Here is a 19,654-nt window from a genome sequence, read left to right as displayed (position 1 = left end):
AGCTTTTCAGCTCAGGGTTTTTTCCCTGCGCAAAGAGATCCCATTCACATGCCGTTTCTGGGAAGCGAATGACGAAAAAACGGCTGCAAGAATGAGAAGCGGCACAAGAACCGGCCAGAAGAAACAAAGGATGATACCGGTCACCCGGTAAAAGTCCCAATCCTTGTCGCGGCGGGCGCCTTCTATATAGGTCATGGCAAGAGAAGTAACGGTGCCAATCCCATATACGAAAAGAGAAATGGACGTAATTACCATCGCTGTCCCCAATATATTTCTGATTCGAATAAATATGTAATATCCGCTCAGTGTACCGCCGTTACGCCCACTTGCAACGATTTTCCGCGGAAAGACACCTCCACCCCGATACGTTAGAGCGACCTCATATAGCGCGACTCCATATGATGATTGCATGCGCCGGCAGATGCCGCTCACATGATATCGATCCTGAACCGGTCAGACGGTCAGGGGAAATTCGGTAAAAAATTAACGAGAATGCGCAGATTTCAGACCTTACCGGCCCCGAACCCGTAGCGGTGCTTCAGCAGCGAATATATGGCGATGGGATTGGTCAGCAGGTAGCGCTTGCCGAGACGCCTCGGCTCAAGCATGGCCCTGTAGAGCCATTCGAGCCCCATATCCTGCATCCATTGTGGCGCCCTGCTGTTCTTGCCCGCGAGAAAATCGAACAGACCGCCGCAGGTCTTGATAACCGCAATGTCGGAAAGCCTGTCGAGATTGCGCGCGACGAAACGTTGCTCCAGCGGTATGCCGAAGCCCACCCAGAGAATATCGGTCTGCGATGCGACGATATCGGCAAGGATCGCCTCCTCGTCTCCGGGTCTGAAATAACCATTGCGCCGACCGGCAAAAACAAGCCGTGGATAGAGCTTTTGCATTTCCTCGACTGCCGCGCGGTTCACCTCTTCGGAACCGCCGAGGAAATAGAACCGCGTGCCGGTCGCCTCAGCCCTCCGGGCCACCGCATGAACGAGGTCCGTCGTCGCCACACGTTCCCGCAGCGCCCTTACGCAGAACTGGCGGGAAAAGATTACCAGCGACATGCCGTCGGCATGAATCTGGTCCGCCTGCAGCAGCAGGGCTTCGAATTCCTTGTCTTGGTGACAGAGTGCGATGACCTGACCGTTCGCCGATGTCGAATAGAACGGCTTTGCGCCGGCCGCGCGTTCACGTTCCGCCCGCAGGATAAAATCCTGCGCCGTCTCTTCGATGGTCGCATCGGTGATGGGCAAAGCCGCAAGCGGAACAACCGGCCAGTGTGTGCCAGGCCCTTCCGCATGCGGGACATCTCTCCCTGTCATATTCTGTCCGGTGTCCAAGATAGGCATCGTTTCACTGTTATATTCACGCATAGGATTAAGGTATAAGACTTCAAACACTACGAATAACTATCATTAATATTCTTATAAATCTGACGCTTGAATCAAACAATTATACGCCCGGGGGTTGAGTGACCACCCCAACCTCTCCTCCCCTATTCCGGTTTTGCGGCTGATGGGTTAAGGGACGACGAAACCACACCATAGAAAAGGTCCCGGCCATGGAAACCATATCGATCGACAACCGCGGCGATTTCGGCCTTTGGGCCATCGAACGGGCAAAAGAAATCGTCGCCAATGAGGCGTCCGATCTTGCCGTTTCGGTCCGTGACGGCGACGAGACAGGCATTCGCGATGCGGGTAATGCGCTGGGTGCCGCCATCGCCGCCGCCCTGCTCGAAGTCTATGACGGCCTGATGTCCGAGGAGTAATCGGCGGTCGCAGCCCTCAGGCGTAGCGTTCCGCGTGATCTGTCCGGCGCAGAAAACCCAAAAGCCCAAGTGCGATGGCAATTCCGAGACCAAGGAACAGACCGCCCACGCCACCGGCGATCAGGAAGATCAGCTTGCCGGGCGGCCAGCTTCTGGAATTGGGCGCTACCGGCTGCGAAATCACCCGCACATTGGTGGAATCGATTGTCTGCTGCTGGGCGATCTGGCGTGATCGGTTGAGATAGGTCTCGTAGATCGCGGCAGCTGAGTTGGCGTCTCGCTCCAGATCGCGCAGCCGCACCTGCGCCTCATTGTCGGTGAAGACGTTGGCGCGTTCCGCAACCGCCTTCAGCCGCAGGGCATCAAGCGAGGAGCGGGCCTCGGCGACATTGGTCTTGGCCGCCAGCAAAATCCGCTGCGCCTCATCCGCAATGCCGCGTTCCAGCATGTCGCGTTCCGCCCCCGCCGTCGCCAGACGCGGATGGCGGGCGCCATAGGTCAGCGTCATCGCCCCGATCTGCTGCTGCAAGGTGCTGTATTGCGCACGGATGGTGTTCATGGTCTGGCTGTCGAAGATCGCGTCGCTCTGGGTGCGGTTCTGGGCAATCGCCGCCTGCATCTGCTTGAGGCGCGACTCCTCCTGAATGACGCGCTGCTGCGCGGCAAGAACCTGCGCATTCAGCTCTCCTGATGCCAGATTGCTGACCAGCTGGCCGTTATTCTCCTGCAGGCCGTTTTCGCGGCGGAAATCGGCGACGCGCTTTTCGGCAACCGTCACGTTCTGGCGCATTTCCTCAAGCCGCTTCTTGAGATCATCGACGATACGCAGGCTGCTGTCGGAGGTCGTCTGGAACAACTCGCTTTCGAAAGCCTTCACCATCGCCTTCGAGACTGTCACGGATTTGTCCGGATCATTGGTCCAGACCGCAAGCGTCACCACGAAGGAACGCGGATCCCGTTCCGCCGCAACCCGTTCGCCCAGCGAACGAAGCGCGCCGACCTTGTTGTCACCATCTTCCGGCTTGGGTGAAAAAAATGCTTTCAGCCGCGCAAGAGGCGGTGGGGATATGAATTCCGGGTCCTCATCCAGTTTCAGCTCGTCCACCACCCGCGCCAGCACGTTGCGCGAGGTAACGGTGCGCAGCTTGCTCTCCACTTCGAGAATCTGGGTGTCGCGCTGCTGGTTGGGCGAAAACACCCCGTCATTGACGACATTCAGGTTGGAGGGATTGACGACGATATCCGTATAGGCGGTGTAACGCGGCGGCGTCATATAGGCATAGGAAAGTGCAGCGGCGACGCAGAGAATGATCGCAAGCACAATCCAGACGATCCCGGCACGCAGCCAGCCGAGCACCTCGTCGACACCGATCCGGTCAATATATTTCAGGCCCGGCAGCGTGGCCGCGAAACTGTTGCTTGGCGATGTCGGCCTTGTGGGCTTTTCAGCCGGAGCGGGTTCAGCAACGGCAGCCGCCGGCTTCGGCTCAAGATGCTCTTTCAGCACCGTGCGCTCGAAAACCTCATCCTCATCCACCAGATCGTCCAGCAGGGAACCGTGGGGTCTGGCGGCGGGCGCCGCTTTTTCATCCAGCGGACGTGCCTGCTTATGTCCCGCCTTTTGAAGCCTGTACATCAGCCAATCCAACTTGAACGAACCACAAAAAAGGCCTGCAACAGATGGTTTTCATCGTCGCCAGAACCACTATTAACCGGCAAGTCTAGATATAACGGGTGAATTTTAGGTTACCCGCATCATCCCCGCCATCATCACCTATTCGCCGCGTCCATGAAAGAGATGATTGACTTGAATGGATCGATAAGGTTCTTTCTGGCGTTATATTTTTGTATTATCCATTTGAACCTCAAAGATTTTATCGAAACGGAGTTTGGCATGAGCCTGAAATTTGGAACGAGCGGCCTTCGCGGCCTGTCTGTCGATCTGAAAGGAAAGGCCTCGGCCGTCTACGCAACGGCATTTGCAAGGCACCTTCTCACATCGGGTCAGGCAAAGGCGGGCGACCCCATTCTCGTGGCCCGCGATTTCCGCGATTCGAGCCCGGATGTTTCCGCAACCTGTATCGCCGCGCTGAAAAAAGCCGGCCTCACACCGCTCGATTGCGGCACCGTGCCGACACCGGCACTGGCGCTTTACGGACTTTCCCTCAAGGCGGGCGCGCTGATGATAACGGGTTCGCATATTCCGGCCGACCGCAACGGCATCAAATTCTACCGCCCGGACGGCGAAATCGACAAACAGGACGAAACGGCGATCGCCGCACTCGCAGCCGAAGTCGAGGCTGAAGGGATTAACGACGAGGCCGCAACGGCGGACGACCATTCCGCAATTGCAGCCGAGCTCTTTTATGAGCGCAATGCCGCACTCCTGCCGGCAAAGGCGCTGTCGGGCCTGAAGATCGGCGTTTACCAGCACAGCACGGTGGCGCGCGATCTCTTCGTTGACGTTCTCGCCCACTATGGCGCCGAAGTTGTGTCGCTCGGCCGTTCCGAGACCTTCATTCCGGTCGATACCGAGGCGGTCTCCCCTGAAACGCTGGAGCTTCTCAAAAAATGGGCACCGGAACACGGCCTCGATGCCATCGTTTCCGCCGATGGTGACGGCGACCGGCCCCTGCTTGCCGATGAAAACGGCGTGCCGCTGCGCGGCGACCTGATCGGATTGATCACAGCGAATTTTCTCGATGCCGGCGTGGTCGTCACCCCCGTCACCTCCAATTCCGGCATTGAGGCGAGCGGTTCGTTCAAGGTCATCCGCACCAGGGTCGGTTCGCCTTTCGTGATCGCCGGCATGGCGCAGGCCCTTGCCGAAGGAAACAACGGCGTCATGGGTTTCGAGGCCAATGGCGGCCTTCTGACAGCCTCCACCTTCACATTGAACGGCAAACCGCTATCGCCCCTGCCGACGCGGGACAGCTTCCTGCCCATCCTCGCCGTATTGCTTCTCTCCGCCGAGCAGAAAAAGCCGCTATCGCAGATTGCCGCCGCCTACAACCTGCCGGTCGCGGCTGCGGATCGTCTGGAAAACTTCGCACAGGAAAAGAGCGCTGCCCTGATGACGCATCTGCGCGCCTCGCGGAATAATCTCGAAACCTTCCTCGCCCCCGTGGGCACGGTCAAGGCGCTGAGCGACATTGACGGCCTGCGCGTGGCGCTGACAGACGGCAGCACCATCCATTTCCGCCCTTCCGGCAATGCTCCGGAAATGCGCTGCTACGTCGAGGCCGCCAATCAGGACGACGCCGAAACGCTGCTGAGCAGGGGCCTCGATCTCATCCGCAACTTTGGATGAGTGGATGGCGCCGAACGCTTGAAGCGGACGGCCACCATGGATGTCCCAGTGTCGCAAATGTCGCATCCCGTCTTTGCCTGTTGCTCTTCCCGCTCCGGAAAGCGATAAGGGCCGCAGGGTTCAAGGAGGCGGGATGTGAGCGGCGAGACCATTACCCTTTATGAAGCGATCGGCGGCGATGCCACAGTCAGAGCACTGACCCGGCGCTTCTACGAATTGATGGACACCCTGCCGGAGGCGGCGCATTGCCGCGCCATCCATCCAGCCGATCTTTCCGGCAGCGAAAGCAAGTTCTACGATTATCTGACCGGATATCTTGGCGGACCGCCGGTCTATGTCGAAAAACACGGCCACCCGATGTTGCGCAGGCGTCATTTCGTGGCCCCTATCGGACCCGCCGAGCGGGACGAATGGCTGCTCTGCTTTCGCCGCGCGATGGATGAGACCATCGAGAACACAAAGCTCCGGGACATCATCTGGGGACCCGTGGAGCGGCTGGCCTTTCACATGCAAAATCAGGAAGCGAATAACCCATGACGACGGAAAGATTGCGCGCCTTGATTTTGCTGCTGGGCAGCCTTTTGGGTGCTGCCGGCGTCATGCTTGCCGCCGCCGCCACCCATACCGGCGAAACCTATATGCTTGGCAACGCCTCGACCATGGCGCTCGCCCATGCGCCAGTGCTTGTGGCACTGCATATCGGCGCGGACCGCATCAGAACCGCCATTCCGGCAGGGCTGATTCTTGGCTTCGGCACGGCGGTTTTTGTTGGTGATCTCGTCACCAGACATTTTTCCGGTCACAGCCTGTTTCCCTACGCGGCCCCCTTGGGTGGCCTCGGCATGATCGCGGGATGGCTGGTGCTCTGCGCCGGTGCATTTTTGAAGCCGAGGGGCTAAATCGGCATCAACGCCGTTTCCAGCGAAACGACAGGATGTTGCCGCCACGTTGAGCCGCGTCACCGATTTCGAAGAACGGCTTTTCGCCCGGCTGGCGGGTGCGCAGATAGGGAAAAGCGAGCACATTGCCGCCGTCAGCTGCGGCGCGGTTGCGCCGCTCGCGTTCGCCGACGACTTCATACATCTCCGTCAGGGCCGGATCGGCGCCCTGATCGGCCATCTTGTGCAGCTCCACGCGGCAGGCCTCAGCCACCGCCTGCTCTGCATCCTTGAAATTATTGCGCTCGTCGCTCATCGTTTAAGGTCCGTTCATTCATCGTCTGCAGCGCCCGCTCCAGACTGGATTTGCTGCCATTGCGCAGCGGAATGAACGTCTTGCCGAATTTCTTGCAACCGGACTTCACCCGCAGACACGCATCGTGGCTGATACAGTCGATCGGGCAGAAAACGCAGTCGACGGAGGGAAGAACAGTGTCGATACGCGAGACCGCCTCACGCAATCCGCCATCGTGATGGATAAGCTCGGCGCCGAAATTGCTGGCGATCTGGCGAAGATGGGCAACCTGACAGTCACGGCCGCCAACATAAAGAAAGCTCTTCGGACCGGAAAGCTGCTGTTCGGCCACATCCTTTTCAGGTTGAGGCGCGCCCTTGCCCTGCTTGCCGCCGCGTTCGGCTTTCTTCTTTTCCTTGCGTGCCATTCCCTCACCTGCCGGTTGATTTTTTCATGCCCCGACGTTCGGGATGCCGGCACCATAATAAAGATGAGTTTTGGAGTAAAGTATAAAGGTGATGATTTTCCTCATGTTTTGACATAAAGAATCGATCACATATTCGCGATAACCTCACCAGATCAGTTGTTGATCTTCAATCCGCCCATGAAAAGCTGCTCCAGGTGCCGGGCTGCATCCTCAAACCGGCCTTCGCCACCGTTCTTGTCGCCCAGCACGGCCCGCACCTGCACGTCGAAATCCGCATAGTGCTGCGTGGTCGACCAGATCGAGAAAATCAGGTGATAGGGATCGCATTTCGCCATCCTTCCGGCCTTGATCCAGACGCGGATTACCTCCGCCTTTTCATCCACCAGTTGCTTCAGCGGACCCTTCAGCTCATCCTCGATATGGGGCGCGCCCTGCAGAATTTCATTGGCAAACAGGCGGCTCTCGCGCGGAAAATCGCGCGACATTTCCAGTTTGCGGCGAATATAGGAGCGGATTTCGCTTTCAGGATTGCCCTCGGCATCGAAAGCCCTGAGCGGATCCAGCCAGGTATCCAGCACCCGCTCGATCAACGCGCGATGCATCGCCTCCTTGGTGCGGAAATAATAAAGTACGTTCGGTTTCGACATGCCGGCCGCCTCGGCAATCTGGTCGATGGTTGAACCGCGAAAGCCGTTGGTGGAAAACACACTCAGCGCGGCCTCAAGAATCGCTTCCTGCTTTTCTTCCTGAATGCGGGTCCGCTTCTGTGTTTTCGCTGCGCGCGGTATGGCCATACTCTGCTCTCTGTGTTTCTTTTCGGTGCAATTGCCGCTACAGTATGCTTAAAAAATAATCGCCGCGTACAGTTTAGGCAAAATTAGTGCGATTCGTCACGAAAATCCCTTGCTGACGTCATGGCGAATTTGCAATGTTTACCAGCCGGTCAATTTATCCACCATCGCCATCACAAGGCAATGGCTGTTATCTTAACCGGCAAAAACGGGAACGGCACAAGCTTTGCTTCGATAAAAACAAAACAGGTGAGGACGACACTTCATGGCAGCGGGTAAGAACTTGACGGTCAATGGCGACCGTCTGTGGGACAGTCTGATGGACATGGCGAAAATCGGCCCCGGCATTGCCGGCGGCAATAATCGCCGCACGCTGACGGATGAAGATGCTGAAGGCCGCAGCCTGTTCAAGCGCTGGTGCGAGGCGGCCGGCCTCACGATGGGCGTCGACAAGATGGGCACGATGTTCGCCACCCGCCCCGGCGAGGACCCGGATGCACTGCCGGTCTATATCGGCAGCCATCTCGACACCCAGCCAACCGGCGGCAAGTTCGATGGCGTTCTGGGTGTGCTGGCTGGACTGGAAGTCGTGCGAAGCCTGAACGATCTCAACATAAAGACGAAACACCCTGTTGTCGTTACCAACTGGTCCAATGAGGAAGGCGCGCGCTTTGCCCCGGCCATGCTGGCTTCCGGCGTCTTCGCTGGCATTCACGATCTCGATTACGCCTATAGCCGCACCGATACCGACGGCAAGACCTATGGCGACGAGCTGAAGCGCATCGGCTGGCTGGGTGAGGAAGAGGTGGGCGCCCGCAAGATGCACGCCTATTTCGAATATCATATCGAACAGGGACCGATCCTCGAGGCGGAAGGCAAGCAGATCGGCGTCGTTACCCATGGTCAGGGCCTGTGGTGGCTGGAAGTGACGCTGACAGGCAAGGAAGCGCATACCGGCTCGACGCCGATGGCCATGCGCGTCAATGCTGGCCTCGCCGCCGCCCGCATCCTCGAAAAGGTGCAGGAAGTGGCGATGGCCCACCAGCCGGGCGCCGTCGCCGGCGTCGGCCAGATGATCTTCACGCCCAATTCCCGCAATGTGCTGCCCGGCAAGGTGGTTTTCACCATCGACCTCAGAACCCCCTCGCAGGCAAAACTCGACAACATGCGCGCCATTTTCGAACGCGAGGTGCCCGTTATCGCCGAAGAACTCGGCGTCGGCTGCTCAATCGAGGCCATCGGCCATTTCGATCCCGTCACCTTCGATCCGGTGCTGGTGGGCCGCGTGCGCGCTGCTGCCGAGAAGCTGGGCTACAGCCATATGGACATCATTTCCGGCGCGGGCCATGATGCTTGCTGGACGGCAAGGGTTGCACCCTCCACCATGATCTTCTGCCCCTGCGTGGACGGTCTTTCCCACAATGAAGCCGAAGACATCTCCTCCGAATGGGCCGCCGCGGGTTGCGACGTGCTGCTGCATGCAGTGCTGGAAACTGCGGAGATCGTGCAATGACCGCCACCATTATCAAGAACGGCACCATCGTCACCGCCGACCTGACCTACAAGGCCGATGTTAAAATCGAAGGCGGCAAGATCACAGAGATCGGACCCGATCTGACCGGCGGCACAGTGCTCGATGCCACGGGATGTTACGTCATGCCCGGCGGCATCGATCCGCATGTGCATCTGGAAATGCCCTTCATGGGCACATATTCCGCCGATGATTTCGAGAGTGGCACGCGTGCCGCCCTTGCCGGCGGCACGACCATGGTGGTGGATTTTTGTCTGCCCGATCCCGGCCAGTCGCTGCTCGATGCCCTGCAAAGATGGGACAACAAGGCAACGCGAGCCAACTGCGATTATTCCTTCCACATGGCCGTTACCTGGTGGGGCGAGCAGGTCTTCAACGAGATGAAGACTGTGGTTCAGGAAAAGGGCATCAATTCGTTCAAGCACTTCATGGCCTACAAGGGCGCGTTGATGGTGAATGACGACGAGATGTTCGCCTCCTTCTCGCGCTGCGCCGAGCTTGGCGCCATTCCCTTCGTTCATGCGGAAAACGGCGATATCGTCGCGCAGATGCAGGAAAAGCTGATGGCGGAAGGCAATGTCGGTCCGGAAGCGCATGCCTATTCCCGGCCGCCCTCCGTCGAAGGCGAAGCGACCAACCGCGCCATCATCATCGCCGATATGGCCGGTGCGCCGCTTTATGTCGTTCATACATCCTGCGAGCAGGCACATGAAGCCATCCGCCGTGCGCGTCAGAACGGCATGCGCGTTTATGGCGAACCGCTGATCCAGCACCTGATCCTCGATGAAAGCGAATACGCCAATGCCGACTGGGACCATGCTGCCCGCCGGGTCATGTCGCCACCCTTCCGCAACCGCCAGCATCAGGATAGCCTCTGGGCGGGTCTCGCCTCCGGCTCGCTGCAATGCGTGGCGACCGACCATTGCGCCTTCACCACCGACCAGAAACGCTTCGGCCTCGGTGATTTCCGCAAGATCCCCAATGGCACCGGCGGGCTGGAAGATCGCATGCCGCTGCTCTGGACCCATGGCGTGGCGACCGGCCGGCTGACGATGAACGAATTCGTCGCCGTCACCTCCACCAACATTGCGAAAATCCTCAACATCTATCCGAAAAAGGGCGCGATCCTCGTCGGCAGCGATGCCGATCTCGTCGTCTGGGACCCGGTGCGGGAAAAGACCATCCGCGCGGAAAACCAGCAATCGGCCATAGATTACAACGTGTTCGAAGGACAGAAGGTCAAGGGCCTGCCGCGCTTCACCCTGTCGCGCGGCATCGTCAGCATCGAGGAAAGCACTGTCAAGACGCAGGAAGGTCACGGCACGTTCGTCGCCCGTGATCCCTATCCCGCCGTCAGCAAGGCGCTGTCCACATGGAAAGAGCTCGTCGCGCCACGCAAGGTGGAACGCAGCGGCATTCCGGCATCGGGTGTATGACCTTGAGCACCGATCCGAAACGCGAAATCGTCATCGCTGCCGCCGTTCTCCTGAATGCGCGGCGGCAAATGCTTGTCGTGCGCAAGCGCGGCACCACGCAATTCATGCAGCCGGGCGGCAAGATCGATCCGGGTGAAACGCCTGAGCAGGCGCTTCACCGTGAACTTGCCGAGGAAATCGGCCTCACGCTTCCTGAAAATGCCGCGCGATACGAGGGCATCTTTCGGGAGGAGGCCGCCAATGAGACAGGGGCGGAGGTCGTGGCCCATGCCTTCGTCGCCCAACTGAATATCGAAGTTACCCCACAGGCCGAGATAGAGGAGGTGCGCTGGCTCGATCTGGATGCGGCCTCCAATCTGCCGATCGCCAAACTCACGGAAACACGTATGCTGCCGCTGGCACGCGCAGCCCTGACGGAAAGTGGAAACAAGCCACGATGAACCAAGCCTCGTCCTATTCCGTCGTTTCCGCCAGAAATCTCGGCCTCACCTTCGAAACCGGCGATGGCCCGGTGCACGCGCTTTCCAATGTCGATCTGGAAGTGGGCAAGGGCGAGTTCGTCTCCTTCATCGGCCCTTCCGGCTGCGGTAAGACCACGTTCCTGCGGGTGATTGCCGATCTAGAAAAGCACACATCCGGCGATATCACCGTCAATGGCACCACGCCGGAAAACGCCCGCAAGGACCGGTCGTACGGCTATGTCTTTCAGGCCGCCGCACTCTATCCGTGGCGGACCATCGAAAAGAACATTGCACTGCCGCTCGAAATCATGGGCTATACGAAGGCCGAACAGAGGGAGCGCATCGACCGCACGCTCGATCTCGTCAATCTCAGCGGTTTCAGCAAGAAATACCCATGGCAGCTTTCCGGCGGCATGCAGCAGCGCGCCTCCATCGCCCGCGCGCTGGCCTTCGATGCCGACCTGCTGTTGATGGACGAACCCTTCGGCGCGCTGGACGAGATCGTCCGCGACCATCTGAACGAACAGCTGCTGAAACTGTGGGATACGACCGGCAAGACCATCTGCTTCGTCACCCACTCCATCCCGGAAGCCGTTTATCTCTCGACCAAGATCGTCGTGATGTCACCACGGCCCGGCCGCGTGACGGATATCATCGAATCCACGCTGCCAAGGGAAAGGCCGCTTGAGATCAGGGAGACGCCGGAATTTCTGGCAATTGCGCATCGCGTGCGTGAGGGATTGAAGGCGGGGCATAGCTATGAGGGGTGATTTTCGGCGCAAACTCATTGCGGGAGGCTCTACCCCCCTCTGCCCTGCCGGGCATCTCCCCCTCAAGGGGGGAGATCGGCAGGAGGCGCTACCATTGTTTCATTCTCAACCTCTGAGATGGGCGATACCCAACCACGAGTCGATCTCCCCCCTTGAGGGGGAGATGTCCGGCAGGACAGAGGGGGGTAAGCCCCACCCACGGATTGGCAATACCCCCCACCCACCGAGGGCGCCGCAATGACCCTCCTCCGCCACCGCGTCCTCCCCATCCTCACCGTCCTCCTCGCCATCCTCATCGTCTGGCACCTTTGCGTCATCTACCTCAACATGCCCTTCGTCCGCGATCAGGCAAACCGCGCCGGCCAGACGCCGAGCTTCATGGAGCTTCTGCCGCAAACCTTCGCACAGGAGCGCCCGGTTCTCCCCGCCCCGCACCAGATCATCGCGGAACTGTGGGACACCACCGTCAACAAGGCGATCACCTCGAAGCGCAGCCTCGTTTATCACGCGGGCGTCACGCTTTCGGCCACGCTCCTCGGTTTCGCCATCGGCGCGGTGCTCGGCATCCTGCTTGCCGTCGCCATCATCCACAATCGCGCCATGGACCGCTCGGTCATGCCGTGGATCATCGCCAGCCAGACCATCCCCATCCTTGCTGTCGCGCCGATGATCATCGTCGTCCTGAATTCCATCGGCATTTCCGGGCTGTTGCCCAAGGCGCTGATTTCCACCTATCTCTCGTTCTTCCCGATTGTCGTCGGCATGGTGAAGGGCCTCAGAAGCCCCGAAACCATCCAGCTGGACCTGATGCACACCTATAATGCCTCGCCCGCACAAATCTTCTGGAAGCTGCGCTGGCCGTCTGCCCTGCCCTATCTCTTCACCTCGCTGAAGATCGCCATCGCGATTGCGCTGGTCGGGGCCATCGTCGGCGAATTGCCGACGGGCGCCGTCGCAGGCCTCGGCGCGCGTCTGCTCTCCGGCTCCTATTACGGCCAGACGGTGCAGATATGGGCAGCGCTGTTCATGGCCGCCGGTGTGGCCGCCATTCTGGTCTCGATCATCGGCATCGCTCACGCAGCCGTCCTCAAGAGAATGGGAGCGCGGCCATGACAAATCCCGTCTGGTTTATTGGCGCAATCCTGTTCTGGCTTGCCGCCTGGGCCTGCAACGAATGGCTGGTGCGCCACACCTTCGCATCACAGTCGGCAAAGCGAATGAGCCGCATGGCCATACCGCTTCTCTTCGGGCTGGCCATTCTCGCGCTTTGGGAAGGTGTGGTGCGCGGCTTCTCCGTCCCGCCCATCCTGCTGCCTGCCCCGAGCGCCATCCTCGCCCGCCTTCTCGGCTCGCTACCGATCCTCTGGGCGGATTTCCGCCAGACCTTCCTCAAATCGGTGCTGACAGGTTATGTGCTCGGCTGCGGCCTCGGTTTCATCGTCGCCATCCTCATCGACCGCTCGCCTTTCCTGCAACGCGGGCTTCTGCCCATCGGCAATTTCGTCTCCGCTTTGCCGGTCGTCGGCATCGCTCCCATCATGGTCATGTGGTTCGGTTTCGACTGGCAGTCGAAAGTAGCTGTCGTCGTCATCATGACGTTTTTCCCGATGCTGGTGAATACGGTTCAAGGGCTTGCCGCCTCCAGCCACATGGAACGCGACCTGATGCGCACCTATGCCGCAGGCTGGGGGCAGACATTGCTGAAACTGCGCCTGCCCGCCGCCTGGCCCTTCATCTTCAATGCCCTGAAGATCAATTCCACACTGGCGCTGATCGGCGCCATCGTCGCGGAATTCTTCGGCACGCCCATCGTCGGCATGGGTTTTCGCATCTCGGCGGAAATGGGCCGCAGCAATGTCGATATGGTCTGGGCAGAAATCGCCGTGGCGGCGCTCGCAGGCTCAGGATTTTACGGTCTGGTGGCGCTCATCGAGCGCGCCGTCACCTTCTGGCATCCGTCCGTCCGTGGGGGACGAACGTAAATAACGAAAAAGGGAACAGCGATGAAAATGAAACTTGCCTCCATGCTTCTTGCCGGCGCGTCACTTCTGAGCGCATTTGAGGCTCAGGCGGCCGACAAGATCACCCTGCAGCTGAAATGGGTCACCCAGGCGCAGTTCGCCGGTTATTACGTCGCCAAGGACAAGGGCTTTTATGAAGCCGAAGGCCTCGATGTCGATATCAAGCCGGGCGGACCGGATATTGCGCCTGCGCAGGTTCTGGCAGGCGGTGGCGCGGATGTGATCGTCGACTGGATGCCATCGGCACTCGCCACCCGCGAAAAGGGCGTGCCGCTCGTCAACATCGCCCAGCCGTTCAAAACGTCAGGCATGATGCTGACCTGCCTCAAGGAAACCGGCATTACCAAGCCGGAAGATTTCAAGGGCAAGACGCTCGGCGTCTGGTTCTTCGGCAATGAATATCCGTTCCTGTCGTGGATGGCGCACCTGAAAATCCCGACCACCGGCGGCGCGGATGGCGTCACCGTCCTCAAGCAGGGTTTCAACGTCGATCCGCTGCTGCAAAAGCAGGCCGCCTGCATTTCCACCATGACCTATAATGAATACTGGCAGGTCATTGACGCCGGCATCAAGCCGGAGGAACTCGTCACCTTCAAATATGAGGACGAAGGCGTGGCAACGCTGGAGGACGGGCTCTACGTTCTCGAAGACAAGCTGAAGGACGCCAAGTTCAAGCAAGACATGGTCAAATTCGTCCGCGCTTCCATGAAGGGCTGGAAGTGGGCGGAAGAACACCCTGACGATGCAGCAGGTATCGTTCTTGAAAATGACGCCTCCGGCGCCCAGACCGAAAAGCACCAGAAGCGCATGATGGGCGAAGTCGCCAAGCTGACCGCCGGCTCGAAGGGCGCGCTGGACAAGGCGGATTACGAGCGCACCGTCAAGACGCTGCTCGGCGGCGGTTCCGATCCCGTCATCACCAAGGAGCCGACAGGCGCCTACACCACTGAAATCACCGATGCGGCGCTGAAATAGTCACGTCTAAGCCGAAAACATGGAAACGCGCGGCCATCGCCGCGCGTTTTTTTGCGCGTTGGTGACCCGTTTGATGAATTACAACACTCGGCCATATACAAAAATGTATATCAACCCTCGAGGCTATGCGGATTGATTTGTATAGCAACAACAATTAGAGTCCCCGCCAACAAGACTGCCGAATTTGATCTTGTAAAAAAGCACGAGGCAAAGGTGCTTAAGATTCGCGTTGAGGGGCGTTTGAATCGGGAGGATCGAGAAGGAAGTATTGTGATCCCTTGTTTCACATTCGTTGCCGCATGACCTTTTAAAACACGCCTTTAGGCTGAAGGACATGCGATCGAATATTGCGCGAGCCAAGACACATGCAGCATAAAGTCACGTTTAACCGCTTTGTTTTCCTTTTTCTTTCCGCAACGGCCCTGCCATTTTCGGCTGTGGCCGAGGGAGAATTGCCGGAACCGGTCAAACAGCAGAACCTGCCTTCCATCATCGTCGCACACGCCGCAACACGCGATCTCGTGGACCGCATCATCGCCACCGGCACCATCAGGCCCGTGGACGAAATTTATGTACAGCCGCTGGTCGACGGACTGTCGATCGACGAACTGAACGTCGATATCGGCGACAGGGTCGAGGCGAATGCGGTTCTGGCCGTGCTTTCCTCGGACAGTCTTCTCCTGCAAAAAAGCCAGCTTGAGGCCAACAGGGCCAAGGCGCAGGCCGCCGTTGCGCAATCCAAGGCGCAGGTTCTGGAGGCTGAGGCCAACAAGGCCGATGCCCTTCGCCAGCGCGACCGCGCCGCCAAGCTCGGCCAGAGCGGTTCCGGTTCCGTCTCCGAGACGGAAAAGACCGAGGCCGCTGCCCAGGTTGCGCAGGCACGCCTTGATGCCGCCAAACAGACCGTTTCCGCCGGAGAGGCAGACATCAAGGTCGTGGACGCGCAGATTGACGACATCAATCTGAAACTGACGCGCACGGGTGTGAAAACCCCCGTCACCGGCATCGTTTCCGCCAAGAATGCCAAGGTCGGCGCCATCGCCAGCGGCGCCGGAAACCCGCTTTTCACGATCATCAAGGACGGCGCGATCGAGCTTGTCGCCGATCTTTCCGAGACTGACATCCAGCGGGTGAAGGCCGGCCAGAAAGCTTTCTTGACGGTTGCCGGCGGAGCCAAAAAAATTGAGGGCAAGGTGCGTCTCGTTTCGCCGACCGTCGATCCGGCCACGCGCCTTGGTTCCGTGCATGTTGTGCTGCCGACGGACAGCCCGGCACGGTCGGGCATGTATGCCAGCGCGGAGATCATCGTAAAAGAGACGAACGCGCTTGCCCTGCCGCTTTCGGCCGTCACCTCCGGGCGTGAAGGCTCGACCACCCGCAAGGTGGAAGGCGACATCGTCAAGCAGGTGAAGATCGAGACCGGCATTGAAGACAGCGGTTTCATCGAGATTGTCAGCGGACTTGCCGCTGGTGACAAGGTTGTCGAGAAAGCTGGAGCATTCGTGCGTGATGGTGACCGGATAAGACCGGTGGAAGCCCAGACGGCTGCGTCCAACTGACTGAGGGAATGAAATGAACTTCTCCGCATGGTCAATCCGTAACCCGATTGCGCCGCTTCTCGGCTTCGCGCTTTTGATGTTCCTCGGCATCCAGGCCTTCAACGCCCTGCCGATCACCCGTTTTCCGAATATCGACGTTCCCGTCGTTGCCGTCACCGTGACCCAGAGCGGCGCTTCGCCGTCCGAGCTGGAAATGCAGGTGACGAAGGAGATCGAAGACGCTGTCGCCGCCATTAGCGGCGTCGACGAAATCCAGTCGACCGTCACCGACGGACAATCCCTGACAACCGTCGTCTTCCGCATCGAAAAGCCGACGGAAGAGGCGGTTCAGGACGTCAAGGACGCTATCGACAAGATCCGCAGCGATCTGCCGTCCGATATCGAAGTACCTGTTGTCAGCAAGATCGACGTGGAAGGCCAGGCAATCCAGACCTTTGCCGTCTCCTCGCCGAACATGACGCTGGAAGAACTGTCCTGGTTCGTGGATGACACCATCAAGCGTTCGCTGCAGGGCAAGTCCGGCATCGGCAAGGTCGACCGTTACGGCGGCGCCGACCGCGAAGTGCGCGTTTCGCTCAGCCCCGAAAAGCTCGACGCCTACGGAATCACCGCAAGCGAAGTGAACGGCCAGCTGCGCGGCACCAATATCGACCTCGGCTCCGGCCGCGGCCAGGTTGGCGGCAACGAACAGACGATCCGCACGCTCGGCGACACACGCGACGTCACCCAGCTTGCCAACACCACCATCGCGCTCTCCAATGGCCGTTTCGTAAAGCTCGCCGAACTCGGCACCGTCACGGACACCTATGAGGAGCAGAAGTCCTTCTCGCGCTTCAACGGCAACCCCGCCGTTACCTTTGCGGTGTTCCGCTCCAAGGGCGCCAGCGAGGTTTCGGTCGCCAAAACCGTGGCCGAAAGCCTCGATCAGGTCCGCAAGGACCATCCCGACGTCGCGATCCAGATGGTCGATGACGCCGTCTACTTCACCTACGGCAACTATACGGCAGCGCTCGATACGCTGATCGAAGGCGCGGTCCTCGCCGTCATCGTGGTTCTGCTGTTCCTCAGGAACTGGCGCGCTACCCTGATTGCCGCCGTGGCCCTGCCGCTCTCCGCGATCCCGACATTCTGGATCATGGACATCATGGGCTTCTCGCTCAACCTCGTCAGCTTCCTCGCATTGACGCTCGCCACGGGAATTCTCGTGGACGACGCCATCGTGGAAATCGAGAACATCGCCCGCCACATCAAGATGGGCAAGACGCCGTATCGCGCCTCGCTGGAAGCCGCAGACGAAATCGGCCTTGCCGTCATCGCCACCAGCTTCACCATCATCGCCGTCTTCGTACCCGTGTCGTTCATGCCCGGCATTCCCGGCCAGTACTTCATCCAGTTCGGTCTGACGGTCGCCTTCTCGGTGTTCTTCTCGCTGGCGGTCGCCCGTCTCATCACGCCCTTGATGGCCGCCTATCTCATGCGCGCCGAAGACGCGATGGATGACCATGCCGACAATGACGGCTGGCTGATGAAAGCCTATACGCGCATGGTTTCCGCCACCACCTCCAAATGGTGGGCGCGTTACCTGACGCTGGTCGGCGCCATCGGCTTCCTCATTGCTTCCGTCATGCTTCTAAGCCAGGTGCCGGGCAGCTTCCTGCCGCCGGACGACGCCTCGCGCGTAACGCTTTCGGTGGAACTGCCGCCGAATGCGACGCTGGACGAGACAGACCGGACGACGACCGAAATCTTCCACGCCATCCGCGATATCAACGGTGTGGAAAGCGTCTTCATCCTCGGCGGCGCCTCGCCCAAGGGCGATCTGGAGCTTCGCCGCGCCACCGTCAACGTCATTCTCCAGCATATCGACCATTCGCTGCTGAAAACCCTTGTCAACAAGGGTCTCGGCTCGCTTCCGCTTGTCGGCCAATATCTTCCGAAGATCGAGGAAAAGGGCCGTGTCCGTCCGCAGTGGGATGTGGAGCGGGATATCTTCGCCAAGGTCCACAGCATTCCGGATGTGCGCATCATCAAGCTGAACGACCGCGCGGAACGCGAACTGAGCTTCAACTTCCTCTCGTCCAACGAGAAGGATCTGAACGACGCCGTCGGCATTCTCGAAAGCCGCCTGCGCGCCTCGCCCATCCTTGCCAATGTCAGCTCGGAGGGAGCGCTTCCCCGTCCTGAACTGCAAATCCGCCCGCGCAAGGACGAGATCGCCCGCCTCGGAATCACGCCGCAGCAGATTTCGCAGACGGTGCGTGTCGCCACCATCGGTGACATCGACGCACAGTTGACGAAAATCTCGCTGGACGACCGGCAGATCCCGATCCGCGTGCAGGCATCTATCGATACCCGCCGTGACCTCGCCACCATCCGCGCGCTGAAGGTCAAGACCGCATCCGGTTCGCTGGTGCCGCTCTACAGTGTTGCCGATATCGACTATTCGGAAGGTCCAAGCTCGATCAAGCGCAACGACCGCAACCGCGTCGTCTCCATCGGCTCCGATGTACCGTTCGGCACAGCGCTCGATACATCGACGGCGGAGTTCAAGCGGATCGTTTCGGAAACCGAACTGCCGGCAAGCGTTCGCCTTGCCGAAAGCGGCGATGCCAAGGTGCAGGGCGAAATGCAGCAGGGCTTCGTCAACGCCATGCTGCTCGGCCTGCTGCTGGTGCTTGTGGTGCTTATTCTTCTGTTCAAGGATATCATCCAGCCCTTCACCATCCTGTTCTCACTGCCGCTCGCCATTGGCGGCGTGGCCGTGGCGCTCATCATCACGCAGAACGCGCTTTCCATGCCCGTTCTCATCGGCATTCTGATGCTGATGGGTATCGTGACGAAAAACGCCATCCTTCTGGTGGACTTCGCCATTGAAATGCGCCGGCACGGCATGGAACGCGTGCATGCCATGGTCGAGGCCGGCCGCAAGCGCGCCCGCCCGATCATCATGACCTCCATCGCCATGTCGGCGGGCATGTTGCCCTCGGCACTTGGCGTCGGCGAAGGCGGCTCCTTCCGCGCGCCGATGGCGATTGCAGTGATCGGTGGCATCATCGTCTCCACGGTGCTGTCCCTGATCGTGGTCCCCGCCTTCTTCCTGATCATGGATGACCTGTCGCGCCTGCTCGCCCACCTCTTCGGCCGCTTCGTCGGCAAGAAGGAAGAGGAGGAAGAGTCGCTCTCCAACGAAAAACTCTCGGAGATCGCCCGCGAAAACAGCCTGGCGCTCTCCTCGCTGGAAGCGCGCGTCGCCGGCATGGAAAAAGGCTCCGGTGAAAAATCCGGTGACAAGGGCAGCAATATATTGCGGTTGCCGCCGCTCGCTGCCGAGTGAAAGTTGAAACGCCGGGTCCAGTACCCGGCGTTTCCTTTTGTGGTGAGTTTGCTTGGTCGCGACTGTGTTGCGGCTGGCTTCTTCTCCACGCCGGGGAG

General features: G+C 59.5%; 18 protein-coding genes and 1 pseudogene. 13 read left to right on the top strand and 6 right to left on the bottom strand.

Features of this window, described 5'->3' with window-relative positions:
• Positions 1 to 6 precede the first annotated feature (6 nt).
• The gene (locus J5276_RS30300) at positions 7 to 432 is read right to left on the bottom strand and encodes a hypothetical protein (protein ID WP_255609776.1); all 426 of its coding nucleotides are present in this window, start codon (positions 430 to 432) and stop codon (positions 7 to 9) included.
• Between the two features lie 71 nt (positions 433 to 503).
• The gene (gene uppL, locus J5276_RS02360) at positions 504 to 1,319 is read right to left on the bottom strand and encodes a polysaccharide biosynthesis UDP-hexose transferase UppL (protein ID WP_080800307.1); all 816 of its coding nucleotides are present in this window, start codon (positions 1,317 to 1,319) and stop codon (positions 504 to 506) included.
• Between the two features lie 239 nt (positions 1,320 to 1,558).
• On the opposite strand from uppL, the gene J5276_RS02355 reads away from it, so the two are divergent.
• On the top strand, positions 1,559 to 1,768 hold the full coding sequence (locus J5276_RS02355; protein ID WP_003513853.1) for a hypothetical protein: 210 nt from the start codon (positions 1,559 to 1,561) through the stop codon (positions 1,766 to 1,768).
• Between the two features lie 16 nt (positions 1,769 to 1,784).
• On the opposite strand, the gene uppM is transcribed toward J5276_RS02355, so the two are convergent.
• Complete coding sequence (gene uppM, locus J5276_RS02350) at positions 1,785 to 3,404, bottom strand: polysaccharide biosynthesis protein UppM (RefSeq protein WP_162632994.1); 1,620 nt, start codon at positions 3,402 to 3,404, stop codon at positions 1,785 to 1,787.
• A 258-nt stretch (positions 3,405 to 3,662) separates the two neighbouring features.
• Here uppM and uppO point away from each other — a divergent pair, with 258 nt between their 5' ends.
• The 3 genes from uppO to J5276_RS02335 all read left to right on the top strand — a co-directional run bounded on the left by uppO (position 3,663) and on the right by J5276_RS02335 (position 5,977).
• Positions 3,663 to 5,078, top strand: coding sequence for a polysaccharide biosynthesis phosphomannomutase UppO (gene uppO / locus J5276_RS02345; RefSeq protein ID WP_112155661.1), 1,416 nt, complete (start codon positions 3,663 to 3,665; stop codon positions 5,076 to 5,078).
• A gap of 135 nt (positions 5,079 to 5,213) precedes the next feature.
• Positions 5,214 to 5,615, top strand: a complete 402-nt coding sequence (locus J5276_RS02340) for a group II truncated hemoglobin (protein WP_111796817.1) — start codon at positions 5,214 to 5,216, stop codon at positions 5,613 to 5,615.
• Positions 5,612 to 5,977 (top strand): DUF423 domain-containing protein, encoded by a 366-nt coding sequence (locus tag J5276_RS02335; RefSeq protein WP_019565130.1) that lies wholly within the window; start codon positions 5,612 to 5,614, stop codon positions 5,975 to 5,977. The genes J5276_RS02340 and J5276_RS02335 overlap by 4 nt, the downstream gene beginning before the upstream one ends.
• A gap of 7 nt (positions 5,978 to 5,984) precedes the next feature.
• On the opposite strand, the gene J5276_RS02330 is transcribed toward J5276_RS02335, so the two are convergent.
• From J5276_RS02330 to J5276_RS02320, 3 genes and pseudogenes are all read right to left on the bottom strand, one after another.
• Entirely contained in the window at positions 5,985 to 6,272 is a 288-nt protein-coding gene (locus J5276_RS02330) for a hypothetical protein (protein WP_003513867.1), read from the bottom strand.
• Positions 6,253 to 6,576, bottom strand: a pseudogene (locus tag J5276_RS02325) (DUF2325 domain-containing protein); the annotation flags it as partial. The pseudogene J5276_RS02325 and the gene J5276_RS02330, both read right to left, overlap by 20 nt.
• Before the next feature lie 254 nt (positions 6,577 to 6,830).
• Positions 6,831 to 7,472, bottom strand: a complete 642-nt coding sequence (locus J5276_RS02320) for a TetR family transcriptional regulator C-terminal domain-containing protein (RefSeq protein ID WP_003513869.1) — start codon at positions 7,470 to 7,472, stop codon at positions 6,831 to 6,833.
• 262 nt (positions 7,473 to 7,734) lie between these two features.
• On the opposite strand from J5276_RS02320, the gene J5276_RS02315 reads away from it, so the two are divergent.
• The 9 genes from J5276_RS02315 (at position 7,735) to J5276_RS02275 (ending at position 19,556) form a co-directional block, all read left to right on the top strand.
• Positions 7,735 to 8,982, top strand: a complete 1,248-nt coding sequence (locus tag J5276_RS02315) for a Zn-dependent hydrolase (protein ID WP_111784093.1) — start codon at positions 7,735 to 7,737, stop codon at positions 8,980 to 8,982.
• Positions 8,979 to 10,436, top strand: a complete 1,458-nt coding sequence (gene hydA, locus J5276_RS02310; protein WP_112155658.1) for a dihydropyrimidinase — start codon at positions 8,979 to 8,981, stop codon at positions 10,434 to 10,436. Before J5276_RS02315 ends, hydA begins: the two co-directional genes overlap by 4 nt.
• Positions 10,433 to 10,876, top strand: a complete 444-nt coding sequence (locus tag J5276_RS02305; RefSeq protein ID WP_162632995.1) for an NUDIX domain-containing protein — start codon at positions 10,433 to 10,435, stop codon at positions 10,874 to 10,876. The genes hydA and J5276_RS02305 overlap by 4 nt, the downstream gene beginning before the upstream one ends.
• Positions 10,873 to 11,667: an ABC transporter ATP-binding protein gene (locus tag J5276_RS02300; protein ID WP_003513873.1), complete on the top strand. Its 795-nt coding sequence runs from the start codon at positions 10,873 to 10,875 to the stop codon at positions 11,665 to 11,667. The genes J5276_RS02305 and J5276_RS02300 overlap by 4 nt, the downstream gene beginning before the upstream one ends.
• 237 nt (positions 11,668 to 11,904) lie before the next feature.
• Complete coding sequence (locus J5276_RS02295; protein WP_003513875.1) at positions 11,905 to 12,780, top strand: ABC transporter permease; 876 nt, start codon at positions 11,905 to 11,907, stop codon at positions 12,778 to 12,780.
• Entirely contained in the window at positions 12,777 to 13,649 is an 873-nt protein-coding gene (locus J5276_RS02290; RefSeq protein WP_112154302.1) for an ABC transporter permease, read from the top strand. Before J5276_RS02295 ends, J5276_RS02290 begins: the two co-directional genes overlap by 4 nt.
• 21 nt (positions 13,650 to 13,670) lie before the next feature.
• The gene (locus tag J5276_RS02285; protein WP_003513879.1) at positions 13,671 to 14,663 is read left to right on the top strand and encodes an ABC transporter substrate-binding protein; all 993 of its coding nucleotides are present in this window, start codon (positions 13,671 to 13,673) and stop codon (positions 14,661 to 14,663) included.
• A 365-nt stretch (positions 14,664 to 15,028) separates the two neighbouring features.
• Positions 15,029 to 16,222 carry an efflux RND transporter periplasmic adaptor subunit gene (locus J5276_RS02280; RefSeq protein WP_065662167.1) on the top strand — a complete coding sequence of 398 codons (1,194 nt, stop codon included), beginning with the start codon at positions 15,029 to 15,031 and terminating at the stop codon, positions 16,220 to 16,222.
• A gap of 13 nt (positions 16,223 to 16,235) precedes the next feature.
• Positions 16,236 to 19,556 (top strand): efflux RND transporter permease subunit, encoded by a 3,321-nt coding sequence (locus J5276_RS02275; RefSeq protein WP_038491998.1) that lies wholly within the window; start codon positions 16,236 to 16,238, stop codon positions 19,554 to 19,556.
• Positions 19,557 to 19,654: the final 98 nt, after the last annotated feature.

The sequence above is a fragment of the Agrobacterium sp. S7/73 genome, from assembly GCF_019355535.1.
Lineage (GTDB): Bacteria > Pseudomonadota > Alphaproteobacteria > Rhizobiales > Rhizobiaceae > Agrobacterium > Agrobacterium tumefaciens.
This window is presented reverse-complemented; position numbering and strand designations above follow the sequence as displayed.